This window comes from Bowmanella denitrificans, assembly GCF_039522935.1.
Classification (GTDB): Bacteria; Pseudomonadota; Gammaproteobacteria; order Enterobacterales; family Alteromonadaceae; genus Bowmanella; species Bowmanella denitrificans.
On record NZ_BAAAEI010000003.1, the window covers coordinates 86,819 to 110,096 of the forward strand.

Below are 23,278 nucleotides of genomic sequence, written 5' to 3' on the forward strand. Positions count from 1 at the left end.
CAACCCACAGTAAGCCGGAACTTATGTCGACAATAAGGACTCAGTTAAGCACAGTGGGCCGGAACTTATGTCGACAGTAAGGACTCAGTTAAGCACAGTGGGCCGGAGCTTATATCGACAATAAGAACTCAGTTAAGCACTGTGGGTCGGAATTTATTCCGACAGCCCCTTGTTTCGCCAACAACTCACAAAGCCTTCTTAGTCGGCATTACCACATTGGCAAAAATCAACCCTGCCACCAAAGACATAAAGATCAGAAAGGTTTCCTGGCCCACATGTTCGGCATGCACAAAATCCTGGCCCGATACAAAGGAATTCAGGCCTATATAGGTTTTTGAACCCGGCACCAACACAATCAAACCCTGCATCACCACAATACTGGCTGGGGCGTTGGCCAAGCGGGTAAACAGATTGGAATACACACCCACGGCAAATGCGCCAACAAAGGTTGCCAGACCATGCTCAAGATAAGGCGCACTGTAGATGCTGGCACCATAGGCAATAAAACCAGACAATAACGCCCAGGGTGCATGTTTAATCCGGATACGGAAAATCACAATCAGCGCACTGCATAGCAGCAAAATGGCAAACCAGGCCATCCAGCGCGGCAAGGGGGCGGTGGGCACAAATTCGGCCTGGCCGAATAGGCCAAAACCCAATGCCACACCCAGAAATGCGCCAAAATACAATTTAAACAGCAACATAATGGCATCCATGACCCTGGCGGTACCTGACACTAAATGCCTGGACGACAACTCTGCTAATCCCAGCGCCAGCGCCAGGCCGGGAATAAACACAATAATGGACGACAACACCACTAAGCGAATATTGATACTGGGATCCAGATGGCTGCTGATGGCGCAGGCCAACAGCCCTGCTACCATCGCCACCACAGGCTCAAGCATATGAGTAACACGGCGCGAATGGGCGGCCCAAAGCACCCAGCCATATACCACCAAACCAATTAAACTCGACCACAGCACATCGTGCCAACTGGAGCCCAGCAGCATCGCAAACGCGCCACTGGACAAACAGAATGCACTACCCGTCGCCAATTTGCCGTATGGATTGGGCAGGGCATTGATATCATCCAGTAATTTGTCTGCTTCGCTTAAGGTCAGCTTGCCGTCTAATAACTGGGTTACCAGTTCATCGGTACGGGACAATGAACCCAGATCCAACTCACCTGGCTGCACTCTGGCGGCATGAGTGTATTCGTCCTCATGTTTATCGCTCCATATTACAAAGGTCAGTGAGGTGGGGGTGGAAATAAAGGAAGCGTGTACACCAAGGTAGGTTGCTACCTCTGTCAGGTGCGCTTCCTGGCGAAACGCAGGCGTGCCGTACTTGTGCAACATTTTGCCAAGCTTGACGATAAATTTTCTTATCTGGATAAAGTCGGCCTTGTGCACCTTGCCTGTTCCTTAAAACTGCCTGCGCCAGCCTGATAACGTTTGCATAAGATGGCTGAACGTCAATCGGGCCCGGATGGATTCGGGCGCGGATTGTAATGTCAGTGCCTGGTACATACAACGCATATTTTTTAACCAATTCGCATTAGCCGGACTAATGATCTCAAAAAACACCTAGTATTCGCGTATATTCCTGTGTATTCCACTTCCTATTTCCGCATGCATTGCCAAGAATACCCAGTGCAATCAAAGCTTTGGCTGCTAACTACAACAGTTTAGCAAAAGGATAACCTATGACCTTCGGTGAAAAAATAAAACAACTTCGCAATGAAACCGGCCTGAGCCAGCCACAACTGGCCACTGCGGCAGAAATAGAACAGTCCTACCTGTCAAAGCTGGAAAACGACCGGTCACTGCCTTCGACAGACGTTTTCCGGCGATTACTGCAGGCTCTGAATATAGAGCTGTCAGAGTTTCTGGGGCAGTTAGACAAGCACTATGTTAAGTCACAACTCAGCCATATCAGCGATGTGGAAAACTGGCTGCTGAAGCGCCAGGCAGCCTCTGGGGTGAATAGTCGCCGCTGGTTGTTTGGCAGCAGTCTAATGATGGTGCTGGCCGTTACCCTGTTTTTCAGCGGTTACAGTAAAGTGCTGTTCAGTGAAGATCAGTATCGCTACCTGTCCAAAGGCATTGTCTTGCCAGGGGAGCCGATGGATCTGTTTGATGGCGGTCTGCGGCGCTCTGTGCCACATGAAGAATTTGAAGAACATTTTAATAAACTAATCCTTCGTTATGCTCCGCACGAGCTGACCCTTGCAGAGTCTCGTGGTGCGGGTTTCCATATCCAGGTGGAAGGTGGCAGTCGTTACTACAATATAACCGGCAGCTATAACCGGCAGCGGTTGGAAAATGCGGTACTGCAAATTATTGGTGTGGGCTTACTGGTGGCAGGGCTGATGGGCTTTATACTGGAGTACAAGCTTCAGCGGCGTCAGAGTTAGTTTGTTGTTCGGCCCCTGATGTTAAGGCTCAGGGGCTGATTTCTTGCACCGCTAAACCCGTTTTCGTTGCTGCTTGTCTGAGTCCCCTAACCGTCATACCCACTTCCTGTCAGGTTTGCGTCAGTACTGAATATCTCGCCGGTTATAAGTTAACCAAATTGGCAAATTGACCCGATAAAGAATTGCTGATTCAATCACCATCGGATAGATCACCTATCAGACAGAAATTAACGCTGTTGCCTGGCGTAGAGCGCCCAATAGGGTAACACTGATAATAATGGAACAGGAGTAAGCGTATGGAAATTTCAGCACAACCTCAATGGACGGCAGAGCCGCAATCCGGATACCAAATCAACTCTACAGCGATCAGCGCAAACGGCAAGGTCTGTGTGCTGGGGACGTCACAGGAATATGGAAACGGTGACTTTTCGGTGTTTTGCTATAACAGCAATGGCGTTATGCAATGGCAGGACAAAATAGGTGAGGATATTTATCAGGGCGTGTATTGGGTAGCTGTCAGTGGCAATGGTAACTATGCTGCGGCTGGCGGTACACTCAGCCATGAAGGCACTGATACTGGCTTCTTATATGCCTATGACAGTGTAACCGGCAAGCGTTTGTTGGAATTACAAACCCAAAGCCGGGTCAATCAGGTGGCCTTGTCTGACAGTGGCGAGACACTGGTGGCTGTTGCAGGTAATCAATTGCTACTGTGTGTGCTGCAAAATGGCCAGTATCAGATGGTGGACCAATACAGCTATGCGGACCAATACTGTCAAAGCTGTCAACTGAGCGCGGATGGCAGTGTGGCGGTCGTCGCCACTACCCGTAACTATGATGTTACTCAGGGGCCGGCTGGCACAGTGGCGCAGTTCAGTATTATTGGCAGCAAGTTACAGACACCTGCACTTTATCAGGCCCAAGCCAGTCTGCAGAGAGTGGCCATTAGTTATGATGGGACTTGGTGGGCCGCTGCCAGCCATAACGGCCAGGCGCTGGCATTTTCTATCGAACAACCTGATACCCCCGCCTGGCAATATCAGCCAGACGGACTAGACCTCTCTGTGGCCTACGCTATTGCGATACAAAAAGGTGTCGACGGCCAGGTTTATCTGGTGTGTGGTGCTAACCTGCATGAGCAGAGTCATGGTTGCCTGTATGCGGTAACGTCGTCAGCCACCTTGCCTGCGACTCCCACACCCATGTGGCAGAAAAACACCCAATATGATCCTAACCCTGGCGTAAATATGGATCGTCAGGCAATCTATGTTACAGCAACGGACGGCCAGCCAGAGCAATCAGGGCAGGAAACGCCGGGCAACTTTTACCTCATCGATGTGCAAAGCGGCATCACATGTTGGCAGGTGCCGACCTCTCTGATGAACTGGCCAATGGCCATCAGTACCGACGCTAGCGCCATATTTGGTGCCAGCGACAACGGTTTGGCCTACTATTGGTCGGCAAGTTAAGGGTAAACATTTGCGAGAATCACCAGCTTCGGGCAAGTATCATCTGAAATCAGTTGTCAGCAACCAGTTATTGGACAGCCGGGAAATGTTGCGCAGCCTGATGCTGGCTGGTTCCTGGTTGCTGCTATGGCGGTTGGCTGTATTGATGGAATATGCCCCGCACGCCAGTATCTGGTTTCCTTCAGCGGGTTTGAGTTTTGCGGCCTTTCTGATTTTGGGTCTGCGCGCCGTACCCATTGTGATGTTGTGTAGCCTGATTGCCACTTTCTGGGTGGATGATTTGTACGCGATGCACCAGACATGGACGCAACTGGCCTACACCGGTGTATTGTTTGGGGCAGCCCATTGTTTTTCCTACTATTGTGGCGCTAAGTTGTTAAAGCAACTGGTGCGTCGTTCGTTCAGTGATGCGCTGCCCAAAATTATCCTTAGTTTTTTGATCCTTGGCTCGCTGTCAGCGTTACTTGCCGCGCTACTGGGCACTCAGGTGCTGGCAGGGAGTGGTTTGATTGAGCAACAGGAAGCGGCCAGTATCTGGCTGCCCTGGTGGATTGGCGATATGGCTGGCACTATTGTTCTGACGCCACTGTTTATTGGCTTGCTCAGTTGGCGCTACCCCTTAATTGAAGGCTGGCTGGGTGGCTTGGACTTTCAGCAAAGTGGCCAGGGGTTGTATGGTTTTCTGGTCAAGCTGCTGATTAGTAGCTCCTTACTGACCTTGACTATGCTGCTGGCAGCGCAGTTTCGTTACTCCGAAGTGTCTTTTGCGGTGTTCTTCCTGATTATTCCGCAGATGTGGATTGTTTATACCGAGTCCGCCTTCAGAGCCTCGCTAAGTCTGGCTGTGTTTAGTACCTTAACTGCTGTTTGGGTGGCATCGCTGTCCCTGATGGATTACGCCCTGGTGTACCAGTTTGCCATCTGCGTGATTTCAGCCAGCGCATATTTTGGTTTGGCGGTGCCGGTGCTGGCAGCACACAACGCGCAACTGCGGGAACTGGCGCTAAGCGATGGCCTGACCAAAGTGGCCAGCCGCCAATATTTCTTTGAACGGGCCGAACAGGAGTTGCTCAGAGCCAGACGATATCAACAACCCATTTCTTTATTGGTGTTTGACATAGACCACTTTAAACAAATAAATGATCAGTTTGGTCATACAGCGGGGGACAGCGCCCTGGTGCTGGTGGCCGAAGCGATAGGCAAGGGGCTGCGTCAATCTGATCTGCTTGGACGTTTCGGCGGTGACGAATTTTTGTTGTTGTTACCTGGTATTGACCTGGATAAAGCCAGTGAAACCGCCGAAAGACTGCGCCAGGCCCTACGCGGAGTGAAAGTGGCAGACACCCGGCATTTTCTTTCCGGCAGTTTTGGTGTGGTGCAGATAGAACGCCATGAAGATTTTCAGGACGCCTTTGAGCGTGCCGATGAATGTCTGCTGAAAGCCAAAAAGGCCGGCCGTGATCAGGTGTTCAGTAGCCGGCCCGCTGAGCAGAGATAAACTGTCGTAGGGCAATACCTAGTTCAATGAATCATCCTGCCAGTATTTTGTGCCTTTGATGGTGGCTTGCAGGGCAAGGCCAGCCTCAGTGACCTGATAGATTTCCACCTCATCTGCCATCACTTCACCACCGGCAGCGCCGCCTTTGTCACTGGCTTTGGCGGCGGCATCCGCATGGGCACCTACCATCCAGCCGCTTTCCACGAAGCGATCGAAGGCATGGCGGGTTTTAAATACAAACACGGCGCGAAAATCTTTTACCCCTAGTCCAAGACCAATACCGGCTTCACCCATTTTCATATAAGTATCTTTGCCGCTGGCATTGTCGTGGGCCAGGCCATAGCCACCAGAGAAGCTGGCAAAAATCAGATTCACATTGGCATTGCTGAATACCGCATAGCCTGGTGCCTCACGCATCTTCTGACGAATATTGGACTGGTGCTTTTGCACAGATTGTACGGTTTCCTGCACCATTTTTTGTACGTCTGAGCGGCGCTGTTCAACAGTTTTTTGCTGATTTGCCGCGCAGGAAATCAGCGTTAATGCCATCACCCCAGCCAGAATCTGTTTCAACATAGCCATGTCCTTTTATAGGTTGGTAGGTATCCGTTTATCCAGCATAAACAGAAGAAAAAAACTTGCAACTTATCTGTGGTCGATCTATTTTGATATCAAATTGATATCATTCAGAGTTGGTTATGATTAGAGAAAAAGTCGGATTTTCCTTAAATGGTTATGCGGTGGTCGCTACCTTGGTTGTGGTGCTGGCGATTTTTGTGCCGCAGATAAGTGAATTGATGAATGCCACTACCATAATCAGTCTGGCGGTAGTGGCCTTGGATGTCGCGGCGCTGGCGGGTTTTATGATGGTGCAACCTAATCAGGCAAAGGTCATGACCTTATTCGGTGCCTATGTGGGCACTGTGAAAGAGACGGGCTTACGCTGGACCATCCCGCTATTTAACCGCCGCACGGTGTCATTGCGCATCCGCAATTTTGAAAGTGGCAAAATTAAGGTAAATGACAACCAGGGCAACCCAATTGAGATTGCAACTATCGTGGTCTGGTCAGTATCCGACAGCGCAGAAGCGGTGTTTGAAGTGGATGATTATGAAAGCTTCGTTAATATTCAGAGCGAGTCGGCACTGCGTAATATGGCCAGCTCTTATCCTTATGATCCCCAGGAAGAAGACGCGGTAGCCCTGCGCAGTCATCCACAAACCATCTCAGACATTCTCAAACAGGAAATTCAGGATCGTTTGGATAAGGCGGGTGTGATGGTGCATGAGGCCCGTATCAGTCACCTGGCCTATGCCCCTGAAATTGCCAGCGCCATGCTGCAACGTCAGCAGGCTAGCGCGATAGTGGCAGCCCGTACCCGTATCGTCGAAGGGGCAGTGGGCATGGTGGAAATGGCGCTGGAAAAGCTGCGTGAAAAAGACGTGGTGGAGCTTGACGAAGAACGCAAAGCCGTGATGGTCAGTAATCTGTTGGTGGTGCTGTGTGGTGACAAACACACGCAACCGGTGATTAATGCTGGCAGTTTGTACTAGCCTGATGACCCTGGTCACTGTGTGGCTGACGGTGATGCCATCAGAATGTGCATTGGCATCCCGTTACCCGGCACTAATGGCTACCAAGGTGGAATCGAGGGCGGAAATCCGCGGCGCAATCTGGCAGCAATCAATACCGGTGATTGATACAATGCCGTGCACCCGGCCAGGAGCCGCTCATATAGCGGCAATCTCCATCCCATTGATAGCAAGATTGAAAAGGTAACCTCTTGTCAAAAAAAGCCTACCCGCTTCGAATTAATGCCGATGTGCTGGCTGCTATGCAGCGCTGGGCGGATGATGAACTGCGCAGCCTGAACGCCCAAATTGAATATGTGCTGCGCGATGCGCTGGTAAAACAGGGGCGGGTTAAACTGGTGCAGAAGGTCATCACCGAAGTGGAAGACAACAAACGCGGGCCAAACCAACAGGATTAGTCTGTTTCAGCGTCGAATCCGTCTTTACTGGCACAGCTCTTGAATAATCAGGTTCTGATAATGCGCAATAACAGAATATTGACGGAGTTCCTGATGACCACCCAAGCCCTGATCAAGGATATAGAAAGCCTGTCTGCTACCTTAAATGAACAGCAACTAAGCCAGTTTCTAGACATTATGGATGCCATGGCCGTGTTGCTGGCCGAAGCGCAAAGCAAAGCCGAGGCCGTGCCGCTAAAAAATCAGACGGTATCACGCGCACTGGATGCGGTCGGAGTGCATTGATTACTTGCCGTGAGGTGTCGGAATAAATTCCGACCCACTGTGGGTTGGGCTGCAGCCCAACAAAACTTGCATAGCATTGCGCTGATGTTATTGCGCTCCAAACCTGCGCCCGTCAGGCAACTGACAGCTGAGCCGGTGACGCCTGCGAGCAGCGCCGCTATTCTACAAAATACGTGCCCCAGCCATCGTAATGCACTTTGTGCTTGTCGGCGATGGCCAGCAGGGTATCGGTATCCTTGTTGATCACATCCAATTCCAGTGGCCTTTCAATCACGGCATCGAAACAAAACAAGGTTCCGCCGTCATCCAGCACCAGTTCTTCGGCATCGCCGACTTCAAAACCGGCTTTAAAGGCATCCACGGCGGCCTTCTCTAACTGGTCAAAATTGTCGCTGGCAAAGTGATATTCGATGGAGTGAGGCAGTTCGGCATTGCTGCCGTCATTTAACAGCGCTTCGATGGTTTCCTGATTAAACTCGTACCATTCATTTATTTCAGCACTCATAGCATTTTCCGCGAAAAGAAATTTGCCAGCAGTCTAGCCTGCTTTTGTTTTGCATGCATCAAGGCTTCGCTTCCAGCGCTGCAACTTCTTCATTTAACTGCTGGATTTTAGCTTGCATTTGCTGATGAAAATACTGCGTCCAGCCTTTTAAGTCACGGCTGTCATCCAGAGCCACTGGGGCGGTGACATCTACCAGAACTATGCCGTTATTCCAGCGATTTAAGCTGACTTTGCCATGCAGTTCGCTGGCGCAAATCATGCACACAGGTTCGTTGGTTTCGCGGGCAATGCGAAAAGCACCGGTTTTGAAAGGCAGCAGTCCCCGGCCATTGCTGCGGGTACCCTCGGGGAACAACCAAACGGATAAGCGTCGTTCGCGAATTTTGCGAATGGTTTGCTTTAGGGTGTCACTGGCTTTGCTGCTGTTGAGCCTGTCGATCAGAATATTGCCAGATAACCAGTACATCTGGCCCATTAGTGGGATCCACACCAGGCTTTTCTTGCCCACGGTAACCGTGCCGGGTTGGGTGGCAGCACAAATTGTCACCAAGTCGTAGCTGTTCTGGTGATTACCAATAAACACGTAAGGGCCACCCTGTTTTACTTCGTCAGCTACTCTCACTATCACTTTCAGGCCGAATATTCGCGACACGCCGCTATACATACGTGCGCCATAATGCACATTGTCACGGTGAAAGGGCCTGACCAGGCAAATAAATAGCAAGGCAATATTAACGGCGACAAAATACAACAGCGCCAGCGGGATACGAATCAGAGCAAGCACAGCTACCCCCACAACAGAAACAGGTGGCAGAGTATACCCGTTTTGCCATGCGAGGATATCTGATCAGTCTGCATTGCCGATTTTCTCTCCGGTTATTTATTAATATCTATGATTCCAGACAAGATCTCATACGTTTCATTGATATATTGTGATGAAAGTATCGAGCAGGCAGATTACACTCAATGGCTGACAGTTTATTTGCCAGCGAAGTAGAATAGCAAGGCAGCCGTATGCAGACATTCCGACACGACGATCTGGACAACGACATCCTTAATGACCTGCTCGAAGAAATTAACGAGCTGTACGAGGCCAGCGAGCAAACCCTGATTGAACTGGAGCTTCAGCCCCAGGACAATGAATTACAGCGCGCGCTGTTTCGCTCTATTCATACCATTAAAGGGGATTTGGGACTGGTCAATTTTTCCCCGATGATCCCCTTGCTGCAGCACGTGGAAGACTTGCTGGACTATTTGCGCAAAGGCCAGATTCGTTACACCAGCACCATGAGTGATTTGGTGCTGCTGACTATGGACAGGGTGAAACTCTTTGTTCAGAGTTGCATTAAATCCGGCGAAGCCCAGTACGATGGCGACCTTTACCAGTTGCTGGTGAAACAAATTGCCAGAATCAAGCCGGACAACCCAGCCGAGCATGAAAAGCTGCTGGCCGAGTCGGTGCTGCTGCTTGACCCGACTCTGGATGCCCCGTCTGCCGCCAAGCCAGAACAGGTTTCGGTGGAACCCAGAACCAGTCAGGCGCTGGACGATATCGGCCTGACCGGTGACCACGACGACGACGAGCACCGTGACATTATGTTCTTTCGGGAGCTGATGGAGCCGGTTGAGCGTCGCTCCCAGTATTGGGAAGGCCGTGGTGATCGTATTGCCCGTCTGGCCTTGTACCTGAACAAGTTAAACGGCACGCCGGTCGACCCTAATCAACTGGCCGTGGCCTGCTATGTGCATGACTTTGGCATGGCATTTATGCCCCTTAAGGTCCTGCATAAAACCGAACCCCTGGATCAGAATGAGTTTAACCTGATGCGCTCCCATGTGTATAAGAGTGCCAGGTTGCTTGAGCATTTGGACCAGTGGAACGAAGCGCGCAAAATCGTGATTCAGCATCATGAAAGAATGGATGGTTCCGGCTACCCACTGGGGTTAAAGGAAGCAGACATCTGTGAAGGTGCCAAACTGTTGGCTATTGTTGATACCTTTGATGCATTGACCCATTCCCGTGCCCATGGCACCCACAGAAAACGCCCGAAAAAACGCGCTGTGATGGAAATCAATCGGGTAGCCGCCGGACAGTTCTGCCCGAAATGGTTAAGAGTGTTTAACCAGGCCATGGCCAGTTTGCTGTTGCGCCAGGAATAGTATCGCCAACGCTCTGCCTTAAGGCACTTTTTAATCAAAGTGCCTGTTCACTTGCTCTTGGTAGTAAGCCAATGCGGGTGCATCAAATTGCGAAGTGCATAAAGCGGGAAAGAAATTCTGTTGCAACTGGTGTGTTAGTTTTTCCCTGATTGAGGCAGCCCGCCCGGGTAGTCTGTTGGGTACTTCAATCCTGCAGTAGTTGCGGCCCAAACCGTCCCTGCAACCCCTCTAACAGCTTGGCTGGGTCGTAGACCTGGCCCTGCTTAATCACCAGTTCCACATTGCGGATAACTCTGGCGTCGGCAGCGAGCTTGCCTTTTAAAACCACTAAATCGGCATTGAAGCCGATGGCGACTTGTCCAAACTGTGCGGCCTGTCCTAAGGTTTTTGCAGCATTAGCGGTGGCTATTTTTAAGGCCTGAGGCGGGCTGAATCCCGCTTCCACCAAAAGTTCAAAGCCTCGCTGATTACCATGCCCGGGCAGAACGTGGCGGCCAGGGTCGGGTCCCATTACCAGATGGCCCCCTGCTTGTACAAAACGACGTTCAAAAGCCATCAGCTTGGCGAGTACTTCGTCCGGCATAGACGATGCATTGTTCTTTAATTGCCGCTGACGGCGCTGATAAGCTTGCTGCCAGGCCTCAGACATCAGTGCCAGGCTTCGCGCTTCACCTTGTGGTCGATGGGCAAAATGGGATTCGATAATGGCCAGGGTGGACGTCAGGGTAACCTGTTTTTCCACCAGCAGGACAATCAGCTTGGCGACCTCTTCTCCTTCAATATCCAGCGCAGCCAAGCCCTGGCGTGATGAAACACATTGCCCGTCGGATTTTTGCGGATGAAAATCGGTGGCGGAAATCAAGCCATGTTCAATGCTGTCGATACCCATTTGGGCAGCTTCACTAAAGGTCAGTGAACATAAGTGACCGGTTACCTTACGCCCCTGTTTATGGGCTTCGTCTATTACCGCGGCGGCAATGGCGGGTTGAATGTGCCGGTACAGTTTAAACCAGGTGGCACCTTTGGCTGACCAGTCTTTGACGAGTTGACGAGCCTGGGCTGGCGTCTCAGGTTTATGCATAGGGCCGTTGCCATCAGGACCGGTGAGATAAGGGGCCGTGGGGAAAATTGTCGGGCCCGGCATATCACCACGTTGGATTGCCGCGGTTAGACTCAGCTCGGCTTGAAAGTCCGCACTGCCTGCTGTCTGTATCGTGGTAACCCCACTGGCCAACCATAACCGTGCAGCAACTTCTCCCAGAAAGGTCTGGCCCGGCATATGGGTATGATCATGCATGCCGACAAGACCAGGAATAACCGTATGGCCAGGCAGGTACAACTGCTTGGCATGTTCCGGCACTATGGTTGTCGCAACCGGCCCTATCTGGCTGATACGACCATTGGACAGCACAACGGTCTGTCTCGTTAAGGCGGGACCTCCACTGCCATCCAATACATCCACATCAAGCAGGGCAATACTTTGGCTGGGGAATGCCAGGTAATCCTGGATATTGGGATTGTGTGATGAATCTAACTGGGTTGGAGCGGCAGCAAACAAAGAAAAGCAGGCCAGACCCGTTATCAGCAACAGGCCTGCAATACCTGTTGCTGACTTGGCCCTGCCTGGCTTAAAGAATGGCCGCATGCAGGTATCTCGCCGCTACCACTTAATCACCCTTCTTCTTGGTCAGTTCGCGGTCGTAGCTAAGGCGCTTGGCGGCATCCAGGGTCAACATCTGCATAAACACCTTGGCTTCGGCATCGCTGCCGGTGGGGGTGCCAGAATCGCCGCCGCCAAATACATAAGTGGGCACCTGACGGCGGGCAAAGGCGTCGGCCCAGAGTTGCTGAATTTTTACTTCGGCGTCCAGTTTTTGTGCCAGGGCGTTATCTGCCTGCAGGATGACTTTCTTCTGATAGGCTTCGGCTTCTGCCAGGGTACGTACCGTTTCCGCTTCAATCATGGCTTTTTCCAGCTCGATTTGCGCAGTTTCTTTGCTGATAGCCGCCTGGTCACGCAATTTTTGTGCAGAGGTAATGGCCAGTTGTTTATCGGTTTCGGCATCGGTGGTTTTTTCAATTTGCTCCACTTTGGCCTTGGCCTGACGCTCCGCCACTTCCCGTTCACCGCGGGCGATGGCCAGCAGTCGTTGCTCTTCTTCCTGTACCCGTTGCTCGCGGGCAATGGCGCGATCGGCTGAGGCCTTCTGCTTGAGTTGCATACGTTCAACAAACTTGTTGTTGGGGCGCATATCGGTAACCAGGGCAGAAACCACGGTAATACCAAAATGCTGGAAACGCTGCTCTTTGCGCTGTGGCTGGCCGTCCTGACCGAGGATCTTCTTCACCGTAAAGACGGTCTTGCTGTCTTCACCATATTCTTCCTGCTGCGTGCCCAGTGCCACATTAGCGCTGCCAGCAGCGCGCTTCATGGAACTAACGGTTTCTTCCTGACGCTTGACCAGGAAAATGCCACGGCTCATCTGGTTTTCAAATTCCGAGTTAAACTGAGTACGGCCGCCAGAGTAGTATTCTTCTGCGGTCATTAATGAGGCATTGGCTTGCAGAGTTTCCTTAAAGGCCGGCATTAGCGCAGTACGCAGCAGGTTTTCGGGTGAGCGGTACTCATGGGCCAGTTTCAAAAAGGACTGCTGATCGGTGGGCATGGAAAAACGTACCGTGGCTTCGGCGTGGGCGTCGACCTGATCAAGAAACATAATGCTCATGGGCGGTAAGGTTGCCGATGCATTGTCTGAATCTTTTTCCGGGTGAATATCATCAGCATCGGCGCCACGTACAGACTGCACTGTCATGGCGCGTTTCCAGGAGTTATAACGGCCAAAAGGGAAAAACTGATAACCCACATCGGTCACCACTTCCTCATTCCCCGTTACTGTGCGCACATGGTAGATATAACCAGGCTCGGCATAAAACACCGAGTTAGAAATAAAGGCAAAAATCAGGATGACCGCAACGATTAAGCCCCCGATTTTGGCGGCCACAGACTTTTGTGCAACGACTTTGCTGGCAAGTTCAGACATTTGACTTTCCCTGTTTTGGTGTTGTTAGTATGCCACCGCAATCCGGCGGCTTTAGGCATGGAAAGATAGCAGTACCTATCGCTTTGATTCAATCTTTGTTTCACAAAGGTGGTTTCACAGCCTGAATCTTGACCATAAAAGCTTTGCCCAGCGGCGATAACGGCCGGTGTTGCAAGTTCATTAAGTACAGCGGACGTGTCAGGTTTTGACTCCAGGGGGTATCAATGATCTGTAGCTTACCCAATGCCAGCAGTTCCTGGCATACCCGCAAAGGCAAGATGGATACGCCAACGCCCGCCGCTACTGCCCGGGCGATACCCTCGTTGCTGCCAATCTCCATACTGTATTTGGGCTGAATAGCGGCGCTGCGCAAGTGCTGCTCCATCCAGGCTCTGGTGCCGGAGCCAGGCTCGCGCCACAACCAGCGTACTTCTGACAGAGCTATGTCAGATACAGCCCAACTGGCCGGACACACCAGCTTCAGCGGCTCGTCATGCCAATGCTGTATGGTGAATTTTGCGTTCTCGGTCTGGCCCTCCACTAATGCCAGTTCTATCTGGCCGTCCTGCAGGGCTGCGCAGATATCGTCGGTATTGGCTGACATCAGGCTTAGCTGCGCCTGCGGAAATTCCCGGCTGAAGGTCATGCAGGCGTCGGCCAGCCAATACCCGGCGATGGTGGAACTGGCACCTATATGTAAATGGCCTCGCTGACAGTCGAGCCTGGCTTGCAGGTCTTCCACGGCCACGCGTTCCAGGGCAAAGATACCCTTGGCGTGTTCAAATAATGCCTGGCCATGTTCGGTCAGGTGCCATTGCCTGCGCCCACGCAACGACGCCCCGACACGCTCGAGTAAATCCAGTCCCAACTGTGTTTCCAGTTCACTGATGCCTTTGGATACAGCAGGCTGGGTGATGGAAAGCTGCTCAGCAGCGCGGCTGAAGCTGCCTTGCTGTGCCACATGCAGGAAAATACGCAGTAAGTGAAGATTTAAATACATAAACCAGGCTCATATTTTTATGAGTTTAATGCATTATTTTTATATAAAAGAAACTTATAAGCTATACCTATCTCCACTCTGCGACGCGTTACTATGCCCACTTATGCCACCCACCCCCGTGCCTCTGTTTGCTATGGCATGCTGATGCTGGCGTCAATTAGCCTGTTGTGTCTGCTGTTCAATCAGCAAGTTCCGGCAATTTCACCTTTGATGTTGGCGATGCTTGTGGGACTGGTACTGGGCCATAGCCGATTTGCAGCTGGGCTTGTGCATGTTGACGCATCATTGCAATGGGCGAAGGGGCCCTTGCTTCGTATCGCCATTGGCTTATACGGATTCAGAATCGGCTTTGAGCAGATCCAGCAAGTGGGTATGCAAGGCGTGCTAATGGCGGTGTTGGTGATTTTCTCGGTGATTAGCTGTGCCTTGTGGCTGGGCAAAAAGCTCGGGCTGGACCGCCATACCAGTCTGCTGGTGGGGGCCGGCAGCGCCATCTGTGGCGCGGCGGCGGTGCTGGCCAGTCAATCTGTACTCAAAGCTTCAGAAGAAAAAGTCTCGGTGGCCATTGCTACTGTGGTGCTGTTCGGTACCTTGAGCATGTTGTTGTATCCCCTTGGTTATTCCTTGCTGGCCTTGCCGGCACAGCAATATGGTGTACTGATCGGGGCCACAGTGCACGAAGTGGCCCAGGTGGCCGCTGCTTCTGCCGCCGTCAGTGAACAGGTTCAGCAAGCCGCCATCATTGAAAAAATGCTGCGGGTGATGCTGTTGGCCCCTTTTCTTGTTTGGTTGGGCTGGCAGCAATCCAACACGCCAGGGCGCAGCGAGAAATCGCTGCACTTACCCTGGTTTGCCCTGGGATTTTTGTGTTGCAGTGGTATCAGAACTCTGGATTGGTTGCCCATCTCAGGCCTGCATATGCTGCAAGTACTGGATGATCTGATGTTGACTATGGCCATGCTGGCGTTGGGGTTGAACACCCGCGCCGCTCAGGTGGTCAGGGCAGGGCGCCGTCCGCTGTTGCTGGCGGCTGCGCTGTTTTTATTGCTACTGATTGGTGGTTATTTGCTCAGTCAGCTGTTGGCACTGTTATCTGCCTGAGATTCTGTGGCGGACTCACTTTCTGTCAGGCTGGCGGCTTTTACTTCCGGCGCTATGACCTCAATGCCATCCACCCGCTGCAAACCGCGGGGCAGTTTATGTCCGCGGCGGCCCCGTTCACCCTGGAAGTGACTTAAGTCCTCGGCACTCAGGGTCATACCGCGTTTACCGGCCAGAATTTTAACCTGTGCCCCTTGTGGCACCACTGCCAATACCTTTACGTATTCTTCCCGGGCCTGGGCCTTGGCGGAAGGAATACTGATGATCTTGTTACCCTTACCTTTGCCCAGCTCCGGCAAATCCTTAAGCGGGAACATCAGCATTCGTCCTTCGGTGGAAATGGCCAGGCACCAGTCGCTTTGTACATCGCGCACCCGTTGTGGGGTTAATACTTTGGCGGCCATCGGCAGGCTAAGGTAGGCCTTGCCAGCCTTGTTTTTACTGACCATATCGGCAAACTTACCAATAAAGCCATAACCTGCGTCGGATGCCAGCAGGTATTGGTCGTCATCGTTGCTCATCACGACATGTTCGACGTTTTCGCCGCCGACAATATTAAAACGACCGGTTAATGGTTCGCCCTGACTTCTGGCCGACGGCAGGGTGTGAGCATCGCAGGCAAAAGTACGTCCGGAGGAATCCAGGAACACGGCCTGCTGATTGCTGCGGCCTCTGGCCGACGCCAGGTACTGATCACCTGCTTTATAGCTCAGACCTTGTGCGTCTACATCGTGGCCCTTGGCACAACGTGCCCAGCCTTTTTCCGACAACACCACGGTAACGGCTTCGGATGGCACCAGCTCTTTTTCTGACAAGGCTTTGGCTTCCTGGCGCTGAATAATCGGGGAACGGCGCGCGTCACCGTATTTTTCCGCATCGGCCTGAATTTCCTTTTTGATCAGATTTTTCAGCTTAGTACTGGAACCCAGAATACCCTCAAGCTTGTCACGCTCGGCAGCCAGTTCGTCCTGTTCGCCGCGGATCTTCATTTCTTCCAGCTTGGCCAAATGGCGTAACTTCAGCTCCAGAATGGCTTCGGCCTGCTTGTCTGAAATACCGAATCTGGCCATCAGCACGGGCTTGGGTTCATCCTCTGTACGGATGATATGGATCACCTCATCGATATTCAAAAAGGCGATCAGTAAGCCTTCCAGAATATGTAATCTGGCTAACACCTTTTCCAGACGATATTGCAAACGACGGGTTACCGTATCGCGCCGGAATTCCAGCCACTCGCTGAGAATACTGCTTAAATCCTTGACCTTGGGCCTGTTGTCCAGACCAATCATATTGAGGTTGACCCGGTAGCTTTTTTCCAGGTCGGTGATGGCAAACAGGTGCTGCATCAACTGGTCCATATCCACCCGGTTGGAACGCGGGGTGATCACCAGGCGGGTAGGGTTTTCATGGTCTGATTCATCACGCAGATCGCTGACCATAGGTAATTTTTTGGCCTGCATCTGCGCGGCGATCTGTTCCAGAATTTTGCCGCCGGAGGCCTGGTGTGGCAGGGCAGTAATCACCACTTCGCCATTTTCTTCGCCATACACGGCGCGGGCCTTAATGGAGCCGCGGCCGCTTTCGTAAATTTTCTGAATTTCATCGCGTGACGTGATGATTTCCGCTTCGGTGGGGTAATCCGGGCCTTGCACAAACTGCATCAGTTCGGCCACGTCCGCTTTATTGTTGTCCAGTAAATGTACGCAGGCCTGCGCCAGTTCACGCAGGTTATGCGGTGGAATATCCGTCGCCATACCTACCGCAATGCCCGTCACACCATTCATCAGAATATGCGGCATACGGGCCGGTAACACTTTGGGCTCTTTCAGTGTGCCGTCAAAGTTAGGCACCCAATCCACTGTGCCCTGCCCCAACTCGTTTAGCAGCAATTCGCTGTAGCGGGACAAACGCGCTTCGGTGTAACGCATAGCGGCAAAGGACTTTGGATCATCCGGCGCCCCCCAGTTGCCCTGGCCGTCAACCAATGGATAGCGGTAAGAAAACGGCTGGGCCATTAACACCATGGCTTCGTAACAGGCCGAATCGCCGTGCGGATGGAATTTACCCAGCACATCGCCCACGGTACGGGCTGACTTTTTGTATTTAGCCGTGGCGCTCAGGCCCAGGTCGGACATGGCATAAACTATGCGCCGTTGCACGGGTTTCAGGCCATCGCCGATATGCGGCAGAGCCCTGTCCATAATCACGTACATGGAATAATTCAGATAGGCTTCTTCGGTGAAACGCCGCAGGGGCAACTGTTCTATGCCATCGGCACTGATACTGATTTCTTGGCTCATAGTGGTTTTACGTGATTCTTATCGGAATTGGCAACTGGCCTGGCACCCGTTGTATTGTCATTTGCCGATTTACGGTTCAAGACAAGATTTAGAGTGATGGCACCGCTAAAATGGCAACTTAACATTGGTATCCCCCTGTGGACAATGCTTAAATAGACCACTTTGATTTTGGAACCGCGTTTAGCCGATACAACCATGGTGTTTGCCAAGTATTTTCTGCTCTGTTGGACCTTGCTGTTCAGCCTGTCGGCTGCTGGCCAGGCCAGTCTGCAGTTAATTGACGCAGAGAAAACCCACAGTCTGACCGATCAGATGCGCATGCTGGTGGATGAACAGGGCAACCTGGGTATTGACCAGGTGATGACCAGGCAGGGCGAATTCCAGTGGCCAGCTCAGCATAACCCCAATTACGGTTTTGCCGACGACGTGCTGTGGTTTACCACCAGCTTCAGTAATGTCAGTCAGCAACCCATCTGGCTGGTGGATATAGGATATGCGCAGAACGACAATGTGGATATCTATCTGGTTGCACAGGGTAAAGTGCTGGCACATAGCAAGCAGGGTAAGAATAATGCCGGACAAGCCTTTCGCTATCCGTCCCTGGAAGCGACACTGCCTTACGCTACCCGACTGGACCTGTATATCCGGGTGCATAGTGAAGGTGAAGCCAGGGTAGTACCTGTTACGCTGTCGGCCGAACCCCTGCACGTCAAAAAGCAGGCCCTGGAAAATCTTCTGTGGGGGATGTTTTATGGTGGCTTACTGGTTTTACTGTTATACAACCTGACACTGTTTGCCAGCTTACGTGATGCTAACTTACTGATTTATTGCGCCTATATTGCCACTGTCTTGGTATGGCAGTTTGTCTGGGGCGGACACATCCAGGTCTATTGGCATTCCCCCGTTTCTGACTGGCTAAATCAACATACAGACTTGCTGTTCGTGGTGGTGGCACTGGCGGCCGGCATTTTTACCTTCACTTTTCTGGATGTCAGGCAAAACGCCCCCAAAGCCGCGCGTCTGATCATAGGCATTTTGCTGATTAATGTGCTGCTGGGATTGGCGTCACTGGGTAATTTTCTGGATCCGGCCTGGCAGAATAATGCCGTTTATCTGGTCAGTATGCTGGCTATCAGCAGTTACCTGTATGCCGGCTATGAAAGCTACGCCAACCAGTTTAAGCCGGCCCGGTATTTTGTGTTTGCCTGGAGTATCCTGCTCACTGCCGCGCTGGCTGGTATGCTGGGGCTGCTTGGCTGGCTGCCAACCAATTTCCTCACTACCTATTGCTTCCAGATGGGTGTGTTTGTGGAAGCGGGATTATTTTCCCTGGCGTTAATGGAGAAAAGCCAGACCCAGTTGAGCCATTCAGTGGACCTGGTGACCAATGATCTGCGCAACAATATGGAAATTATTGAAGAGCAGAATGCCAGGCTGGACATCGCCCGCAAACAGGCAATACAGGCCAGTAAGATTAAATCCCAGTTTCTGGCCAATATGAGCCATGAAATCCGCACCCCGCTCAATGCGATTCTGGGTTTCAGCCAGGAATTGGCCAACACGCCACTGCCCACCGAGAAACAAGAGCATGTACGTATTATCAATGCATCAGCCAATAACCTGCTGAATATCATTAACGACGTGCTGGACTTCTCCAAAATAGAAGCCGGCAAGCTGCAAATCAATAATGAGCCTTTTTGCCCCACCGAGTTGCTGGAAGAACTCACCGGGCTGATGGCCCGTTCGGCCCATGCCAAAGGCCTGGAACTGATATGTGACTTAAGCCCTCTGCCGAAAAAACTCATCGGTGATGCTGCACGTATTCGCCAGGTACTGACCAATCTGATTGGCAACGCGATCAAATTTACCCGTTATGGCCATGTGCGGCTGGCGGTGAGTGGTGAAGATCAGGCTAATGGCTTGTATGAGCTGGTGTTTCGCATTGAAGACACCGGCATAGGTATCAGCCGTGAAGACCGGCATAAGCTATTTTCCGCCTTTTCACAATTAGACGGTGCCACCAACAGGGAGTATCAGGGCACCGGTCTGGGGCTGGCCATCTGTCAGGAACTGGTCAAATTGATGCGCGGTAGTATCGACCTGCACAGCGAGCAGGGCATCGGCACCGAGTTTGTGGTGAAATTGCGGGTCAATAAGCTTAGTCAGAAGATGTCGTTGGCCGCCAATGGTCGATGGCAGGGCAAGCAAGTACTGTTATTTGATGCTTATCCACCGGCCAGGCAGGCCATGGCCAAAATGTTTAAGGCCCTGGGCGCAGTGGTTACCAGTACCGACAGCTTTAACTATCTTGCACAACAGCAAGGACCGTTTGATTATCTGTTTCTGGCTTGTGCCGATGAGTATTGTCAGGGATATCAGCAACAATTAGCAAACCTGGAATCCTTGCCAGCCAGACATAAGATTCTGCTGGATTGCGGCCCCAGGCCCAGTCAGCAGGATATCATTTCTGCCATGTTTGAACGGCGTATTGAAAGGCCACTCACACCGAGCAAGCTGGAAAATCTGCTGCAGCCGCCTGCGCCGATTCAAAACGACAATTTCAGCCGCCAACTTAAGAGCCTACCCAAGGCGAGCGTGTTGGCCGTGGATGATATGGAAATCAACCTGCGTCTGCTGGCCACCTGGCTGCGAGACTCGCCGGTGGAACTGGCCTTAAGCTTCAATGGTCAGGATGCGGCCGATCGCTGCGAAAAAGAGGCTTTTGATCTGATTCTAATGGATGTGCAAATGCCCGGCATTGATGGCCTGGCGGCCAGTCGTATGATCCGCAAGACCCACCTCAACCGAGGCACCCCCATTATTGCCGTGACGGCTCACGCATTCCGGGAAGAAAAGGAAAAGCTGTTGAGTTCTGGTATGGACGATTATCTGCCTAAGCCTATCAACTTTGATGATCTGATTAAGTTGATTAAGCGTTGGTGTCAGCCAGTGTCGGAAGAAAGTCTGGACTGGAATCAGGCCCTGCAGCAGGCCAATGACAATCCTCACCATGCCAGACAAATGCTGGATGCCTTTATTCAGCAACTACCCGATATGCACAGCCTGATCAAGCAAGCCGCTCAGGCCGAGGATCATGGTCAACTCGAGTACCTGGTACATAAGCTACATGGTGCCTGCTGTTATACCGGTGTACCTAAATTACGGGCTTTGTGTCAGGAACTGGAAGAGCATCTGAAAACCGGCCATATTGTCCAGGCTCAGGCACTGATGGACAGCTTTAACCAAGAATGTTTGCAGGTGGAAGAACAAGGGCTGGCGTTTCTGCAAGGGCACAATTCGGAGTCCGCTCGATAGCAATGCTACTCAGACTGTGATTGCGCTTCCTGGCAGGCTTTCAGCAGTGCGACAAAGTCTGATTCGGATCTGTCCAGCTCAGAACCGTAAACAAACAAGTCGTAGCCCAGTACCTCACGGATGCGCGTCATCCGATGGGCGAACATGGCTAAAATCCCAGTGTACTCCCTGCCACCAGGGGCGCGGTAGCGATCATTTTCCAGTAGGGTTTCGCTGTAACACTGGCCGCTTGGACAGTCCTCGCCTTGCAGCAGTAGCGGGCGTTGTTGCATTAGTATATTGCTGGCCAGGCGCGGTGAAAGGTTGTTCAGCAGTGGCTCATAATCCTTAATCCGAATACCGACCAGTTCCATATTCTGGTGTTCCAGCCCGCGCCTGACTCTGGGGACGCCCACCCGTTGGATGTTGTGCCATTCAATCTGCCAACTGCCGAAGCGGTGCAGGTATTTGAGACTGGTACGGCTGAGCTCGAAACTGTGCACGGGTTCTCTTACTTTCAACCAACCCACCAGAATCGTCACCAACGACGCGCTGGTCAGGAAAATGCCGGCCAGTTTCAACCAATCCGGCAAAAAGCTCAGCCATAAGGCCGACAACAATAAACCCAGCAATCCAAACAAGCACAAACTGAAGCCGTTGCGCTTGGCTCCGGCGCGAATATGGATAACTTCTTCTTGCATCATTACATCCACCAGAATACCACCAGTAAATACATCAGTACCCCCCAAAGCAGTGCCATGCGAATTTGCCGGCAACGCACACAATCGGTATGCCATAGCGATCGCCACCAGCCGGATTGTTTTTTTACCATCGCACAAACTCCTGACCCAGGGCTATGATTACGTTATACTCCGGCAATTTTCCCAGTTGGCGCAATGCAAAGCCAGATCCAAAGTGAGTCCCTTTGCGTATTAATGCCATCACTAGCGACGAGATGAATTGATGTCAGACGAATTAAAAGGCCATTACGAGCAGATCATCACACTCCTTGGCGAAGATGTCACCCGGGAAGGCCTGTTGGATACGCCAAAGCGCGCGGCCAAAGCCATGCAGTTTCTGACCGATGGCTACCATAAAACCCTGGATGAGGTGGTGAATGGTGCCATCTTCGAATCCAATACCGATGAGATGGTCGTGGTGCAGGATATCGAGTTTTACTCCCTGTGCGAACATCATATGTTGCCCTTTATTGGTCGCTGTCATATTGCTTACCTGCCGGATGGCAAGGTACTGGGGCTGTCCAAGTTTGCTCGTATTGTGGATATGTTTGCCCGCCGCCTGCAAATTCAGGAAGGTCTGACCAAGCAGATTGCCGAAGCCGTGCAGGAAGTTACCGGGGCTAAAGGCGTTGGCGTCATTATGGAAGGCAAGCATATGTGTATGATGATGCGCGGCGTACAAAAGCAAAATTCATCCATGGTCACGTCGGTGATGCTGGGCGGGCTACGTAAGTCACAGGCCACCCGTGACGAATTCCTGCGCCTGATTGGCAAATAACCCGGTTTTCTGTAGCAAAAGCATAGAACCCACAGAGGCACAGAGAACACGGAGTTTTTGAGGGCATTGTATCTGAGAGCTTTTCTCGGCGTACTCAACATCTTTGCGAGAGACATTAGTCCACCCACCGCTGAGATGAGAAAATGCCTATTTTTCAAAAATATAGAGAAATTATTCTCCTGCTCTTCTCCGTGACCTCTGTGTCTCTGTGGTGAAATCTTATCTTTCCAGAATATAAAAACCACAGAGGCACAGAGAACACAGAGTGGTTGGGGGCTTTACTGCGAAAAATTTTTCTACTGTCACCGCTGAAGCTTAGAGAGCGCTTATATTTCAAAGACATAACTCGAAAAGTCTCCGGCTTTCCTCCGTGACCTCTGTGTCTCTGTGGTGAAATCTTATCTTTCCAGAATACAAAAACCACAGAGGCACAGAGAGCACGGAGTGGTTGAAGGTGTTGTCACACTTCGGTCTTTTACTATGCACTTAACGTTTTTACGGTAAGCTTACTGTTGATCACCGCTAGGGGCAGAAAACGGCTGGTTGACAAGAGCATAGATTAAAAAGTCTCCGGCTTTTCTCCGTGACCTCTGTGTCTCTGTGGTGAAATCTTATCTTTCCAAAATACAAAAGCCTGTAGTGGTCAAGTCATATTGGCCACAGGTTTATAGTTACGCCAGTATCTTCGTTCTGACTCGTTT

20 protein-coding genes are annotated in these 23,278 nt (G+C 51.6%); 10 read left to right on the forward strand and 10 right to left on the reverse strand.

The genetic code is table 11. The annotated features are described in order from the left end of the window. Window positions 1-185: 185 nt before the first annotated feature. Window positions 186-1,412, reverse strand: a complete 1,227-nt coding sequence (locus ABD028_RS02700; protein ID WP_102797725.1) for a threonine/serine exporter family protein — start codon at window positions 1,410-1,412, stop codon at window positions 186-188. Window positions 1,413-1,705: 293 nt separating this feature from the next. Between ABD028_RS02700 and ABD028_RS02705 the strand changes: the two genes are divergently transcribed. From ABD028_RS02705 to ABD028_RS02715, 3 genes are all read left to right on the forward strand, one after another. Beyond that, window positions 1,706-2,416 (forward strand): helix-turn-helix domain-containing protein, encoded by a 711-nt coding sequence (locus tag ABD028_RS02705; protein WP_343841433.1) that lies wholly within the window; start codon window positions 1,706-1,708, stop codon window positions 2,414-2,416. 296 nt (window positions 2,417-2,712) lie between these two features. Beyond that, on the forward strand, window positions 2,713-3,885 hold the full coding sequence (locus tag ABD028_RS02710; protein ID WP_343841438.1) for a WD40 repeat domain-containing protein: 1,173 nt from the start codon (window positions 2,713-2,715) through the stop codon (window positions 3,883-3,885). 10 nt (window positions 3,886-3,895) lie between these two features. Further along, a complete protein-coding gene (locus ABD028_RS02715; RefSeq protein ID WP_343841443.1) occupies window positions 3,896-5,383 on the forward strand; it encodes a sensor domain-containing diguanylate cyclase in 1,488 nt (495 codons plus the stop codon). Window positions 5,384-5,401: 18 nt separating this feature from the next. On the opposite strand, the gene ABD028_RS02720 is transcribed toward ABD028_RS02715, so the two are convergent. Further along, window positions 5,402-5,959 carry a lipid-binding SYLF domain-containing protein gene (locus tag ABD028_RS02720; protein WP_343841446.1) on the reverse strand — a complete coding sequence of 186 codons (558 nt, stop codon included), beginning with the start codon at window positions 5,957-5,959 and terminating at the stop codon, window positions 5,402-5,404. 122 nt (window positions 5,960-6,081) lie between these two features. On the opposite strand from ABD028_RS02720, the gene ABD028_RS02725 reads away from it, so the two are divergent. The 3 genes from ABD028_RS02725 to ABD028_RS02735 all read left to right on the forward strand — a co-directional run bounded on the left by ABD028_RS02725 (window position 6,082) and on the right by ABD028_RS02735 (window position 7,658). Further along, window positions 6,082-6,936 carry an SPFH domain-containing protein gene (locus ABD028_RS02725; RefSeq protein ID WP_425542048.1) on the forward strand — a complete coding sequence of 285 codons (855 nt, stop codon included), beginning with the start codon at window positions 6,082-6,084 and terminating at the stop codon, window positions 6,934-6,936. A 281-nt stretch (window positions 6,937-7,217) separates the two neighbouring features. Then, the gene (locus ABD028_RS02730) at window positions 7,218-7,373 is read left to right on the forward strand and encodes a type II toxin-antitoxin system antitoxin (RefSeq protein ID WP_483861852.1); all 156 of its coding nucleotides are present in this window, start codon (window positions 7,218-7,220) and stop codon (window positions 7,371-7,373) included. 93 nt (window positions 7,374-7,466) lie between these two features. Further along, window positions 7,467-7,658 (forward strand): hypothetical protein, encoded by a 192-nt coding sequence (locus ABD028_RS02735; RefSeq protein WP_146027201.1) that lies wholly within the window; start codon window positions 7,467-7,469, stop codon window positions 7,656-7,658. 157 nt (window positions 7,659-7,815) lie between these two features. Here the strand turns inward: ABD028_RS02735 and rraB are convergent, their stop codons facing one another. Together rraB and ABD028_RS02745 are read right to left on the reverse strand one after the other, a co-directional pair. Then, window positions 7,816-8,163, reverse strand: a complete 348-nt coding sequence (gene rraB, locus ABD028_RS02740) for a ribonuclease E inhibitor RraB (RefSeq protein ID WP_343841452.1) — start codon at window positions 8,161-8,163, stop codon at window positions 7,816-7,818. A gap of 58 nt (window positions 8,164-8,221) precedes the next feature. Continuing rightward, a complete protein-coding gene (locus ABD028_RS02745; RefSeq protein ID WP_343841454.1) occupies window positions 8,222-8,947 on the reverse strand; it encodes a 1-acylglycerol-3-phosphate O-acyltransferase in 726 nt (241 codons plus the stop codon). 230 nt (window positions 8,948-9,177) lie between these two features. Between ABD028_RS02745 and ABD028_RS02750 the strand changes: the two genes are divergently transcribed. Beyond that, the gene (locus ABD028_RS02750; RefSeq protein ID WP_102797717.1) at window positions 9,178-10,323 is read left to right on the forward strand and encodes an HD domain-containing phosphohydrolase; all 1,146 of its coding nucleotides are present in this window, start codon (window positions 9,178-9,180) and stop codon (window positions 10,321-10,323) included. A 184-nt stretch (window positions 10,324-10,507) separates the two neighbouring features. Here ABD028_RS02750 and ABD028_RS02755 read toward each other — a convergent pair whose 3' ends face one another. The 3 genes from ABD028_RS02755 to ABD028_RS02765 all read right to left on the reverse strand — a co-directional run bounded on the left by ABD028_RS02755 (window position 10,508) and on the right by ABD028_RS02765 (window position 14,364). After that, window positions 10,508-11,968, reverse strand: a complete 1,461-nt coding sequence (locus ABD028_RS02755) for an amidohydrolase family protein (RefSeq protein ID WP_343841459.1) — start codon at window positions 11,966-11,968, stop codon at window positions 10,508-10,510. 22 nt (window positions 11,969-11,990) lie between these two features. Further along, window positions 11,991-13,364 carry an SPFH domain-containing protein gene (locus ABD028_RS02760; RefSeq protein WP_102797713.1) on the reverse strand — a complete coding sequence of 458 codons (1,374 nt, stop codon included), beginning with the start codon at window positions 13,362-13,364 and terminating at the stop codon, window positions 11,991-11,993. 100 nt (window positions 13,365-13,464) lie between these two features. Next, on the reverse strand, window positions 13,465-14,364 hold the full coding sequence (locus tag ABD028_RS02765) for a LysR family transcriptional regulator (RefSeq protein ID WP_343841463.1): 900 nt from the start codon (window positions 14,362-14,364) through the stop codon (window positions 13,465-13,467). Between the two features lie 93 nt (window positions 14,365-14,457). Here ABD028_RS02765 and ABD028_RS02770 point away from each other — a divergent pair, with 93 nt between their 5' ends. Further along, window positions 14,458-15,465, forward strand: coding sequence for a YeiH family protein (locus tag ABD028_RS02770; protein ID WP_343841465.1), 1,008 nt, complete (start codon window positions 14,458-14,460; stop codon window positions 15,463-15,465). Here the strand turns inward: ABD028_RS02770 and parC are convergent. Continuing rightward, window positions 15,438-17,765: a DNA topoisomerase IV subunit A gene (gene parC, locus ABD028_RS02775; protein WP_343841468.1), complete on the reverse strand. Its 2,328-nt coding sequence runs from the start codon at window positions 17,763-17,765 to the stop codon at window positions 15,438-15,440. The genes ABD028_RS02770 and parC overlap by 28 nt on opposite strands. Window positions 17,766-17,927: 162 nt before the next feature. On the opposite strand from parC, the gene ABD028_RS02780 reads away from it, so the two are divergent. Continuing rightward, window positions 17,928-21,080 carry a hybrid sensor histidine kinase/response regulator gene (locus ABD028_RS02780; protein WP_343841471.1) on the forward strand — a complete coding sequence of 1,051 codons (3,153 nt, stop codon included), beginning with the start codon at window positions 17,928-17,930 and terminating at the stop codon, window positions 21,078-21,080. Window positions 21,081-21,085: 5 nt separating this feature from the next. Here ABD028_RS02780 and ABD028_RS02785 read toward each other — a convergent pair whose 3' ends face one another. Together ABD028_RS02785 and ABD028_RS02790 are read right to left on the reverse strand one after the other, a co-directional pair. Then, complete coding sequence (locus ABD028_RS02785) at window positions 21,086-21,763, reverse strand: DUF2982 domain-containing protein (RefSeq protein WP_343841474.1); 678 nt, start codon at window positions 21,761-21,763, stop codon at window positions 21,086-21,088. Next, window positions 21,763-21,891, reverse strand: a complete 129-nt coding sequence (locus ABD028_RS02790; protein WP_281259800.1) for a hypothetical protein — start codon at window positions 21,889-21,891, stop codon at window positions 21,763-21,765. The genes ABD028_RS02785 and ABD028_RS02790 overlap by 1 nt, the downstream gene beginning before the upstream one ends. A 131-nt stretch (window positions 21,892-22,022) precedes the next feature. Between ABD028_RS02790 and folE the strand changes: the two genes are divergently transcribed. After that, window positions 22,023-22,577, forward strand: a complete 555-nt coding sequence (folE, locus tag ABD028_RS02795; protein WP_343841480.1) for a GTP cyclohydrolase I FolE — start codon at window positions 22,023-22,025, stop codon at window positions 22,575-22,577. The last annotated feature ends 701 nt before the right edge of the window (window positions 22,578-23,278 follow it).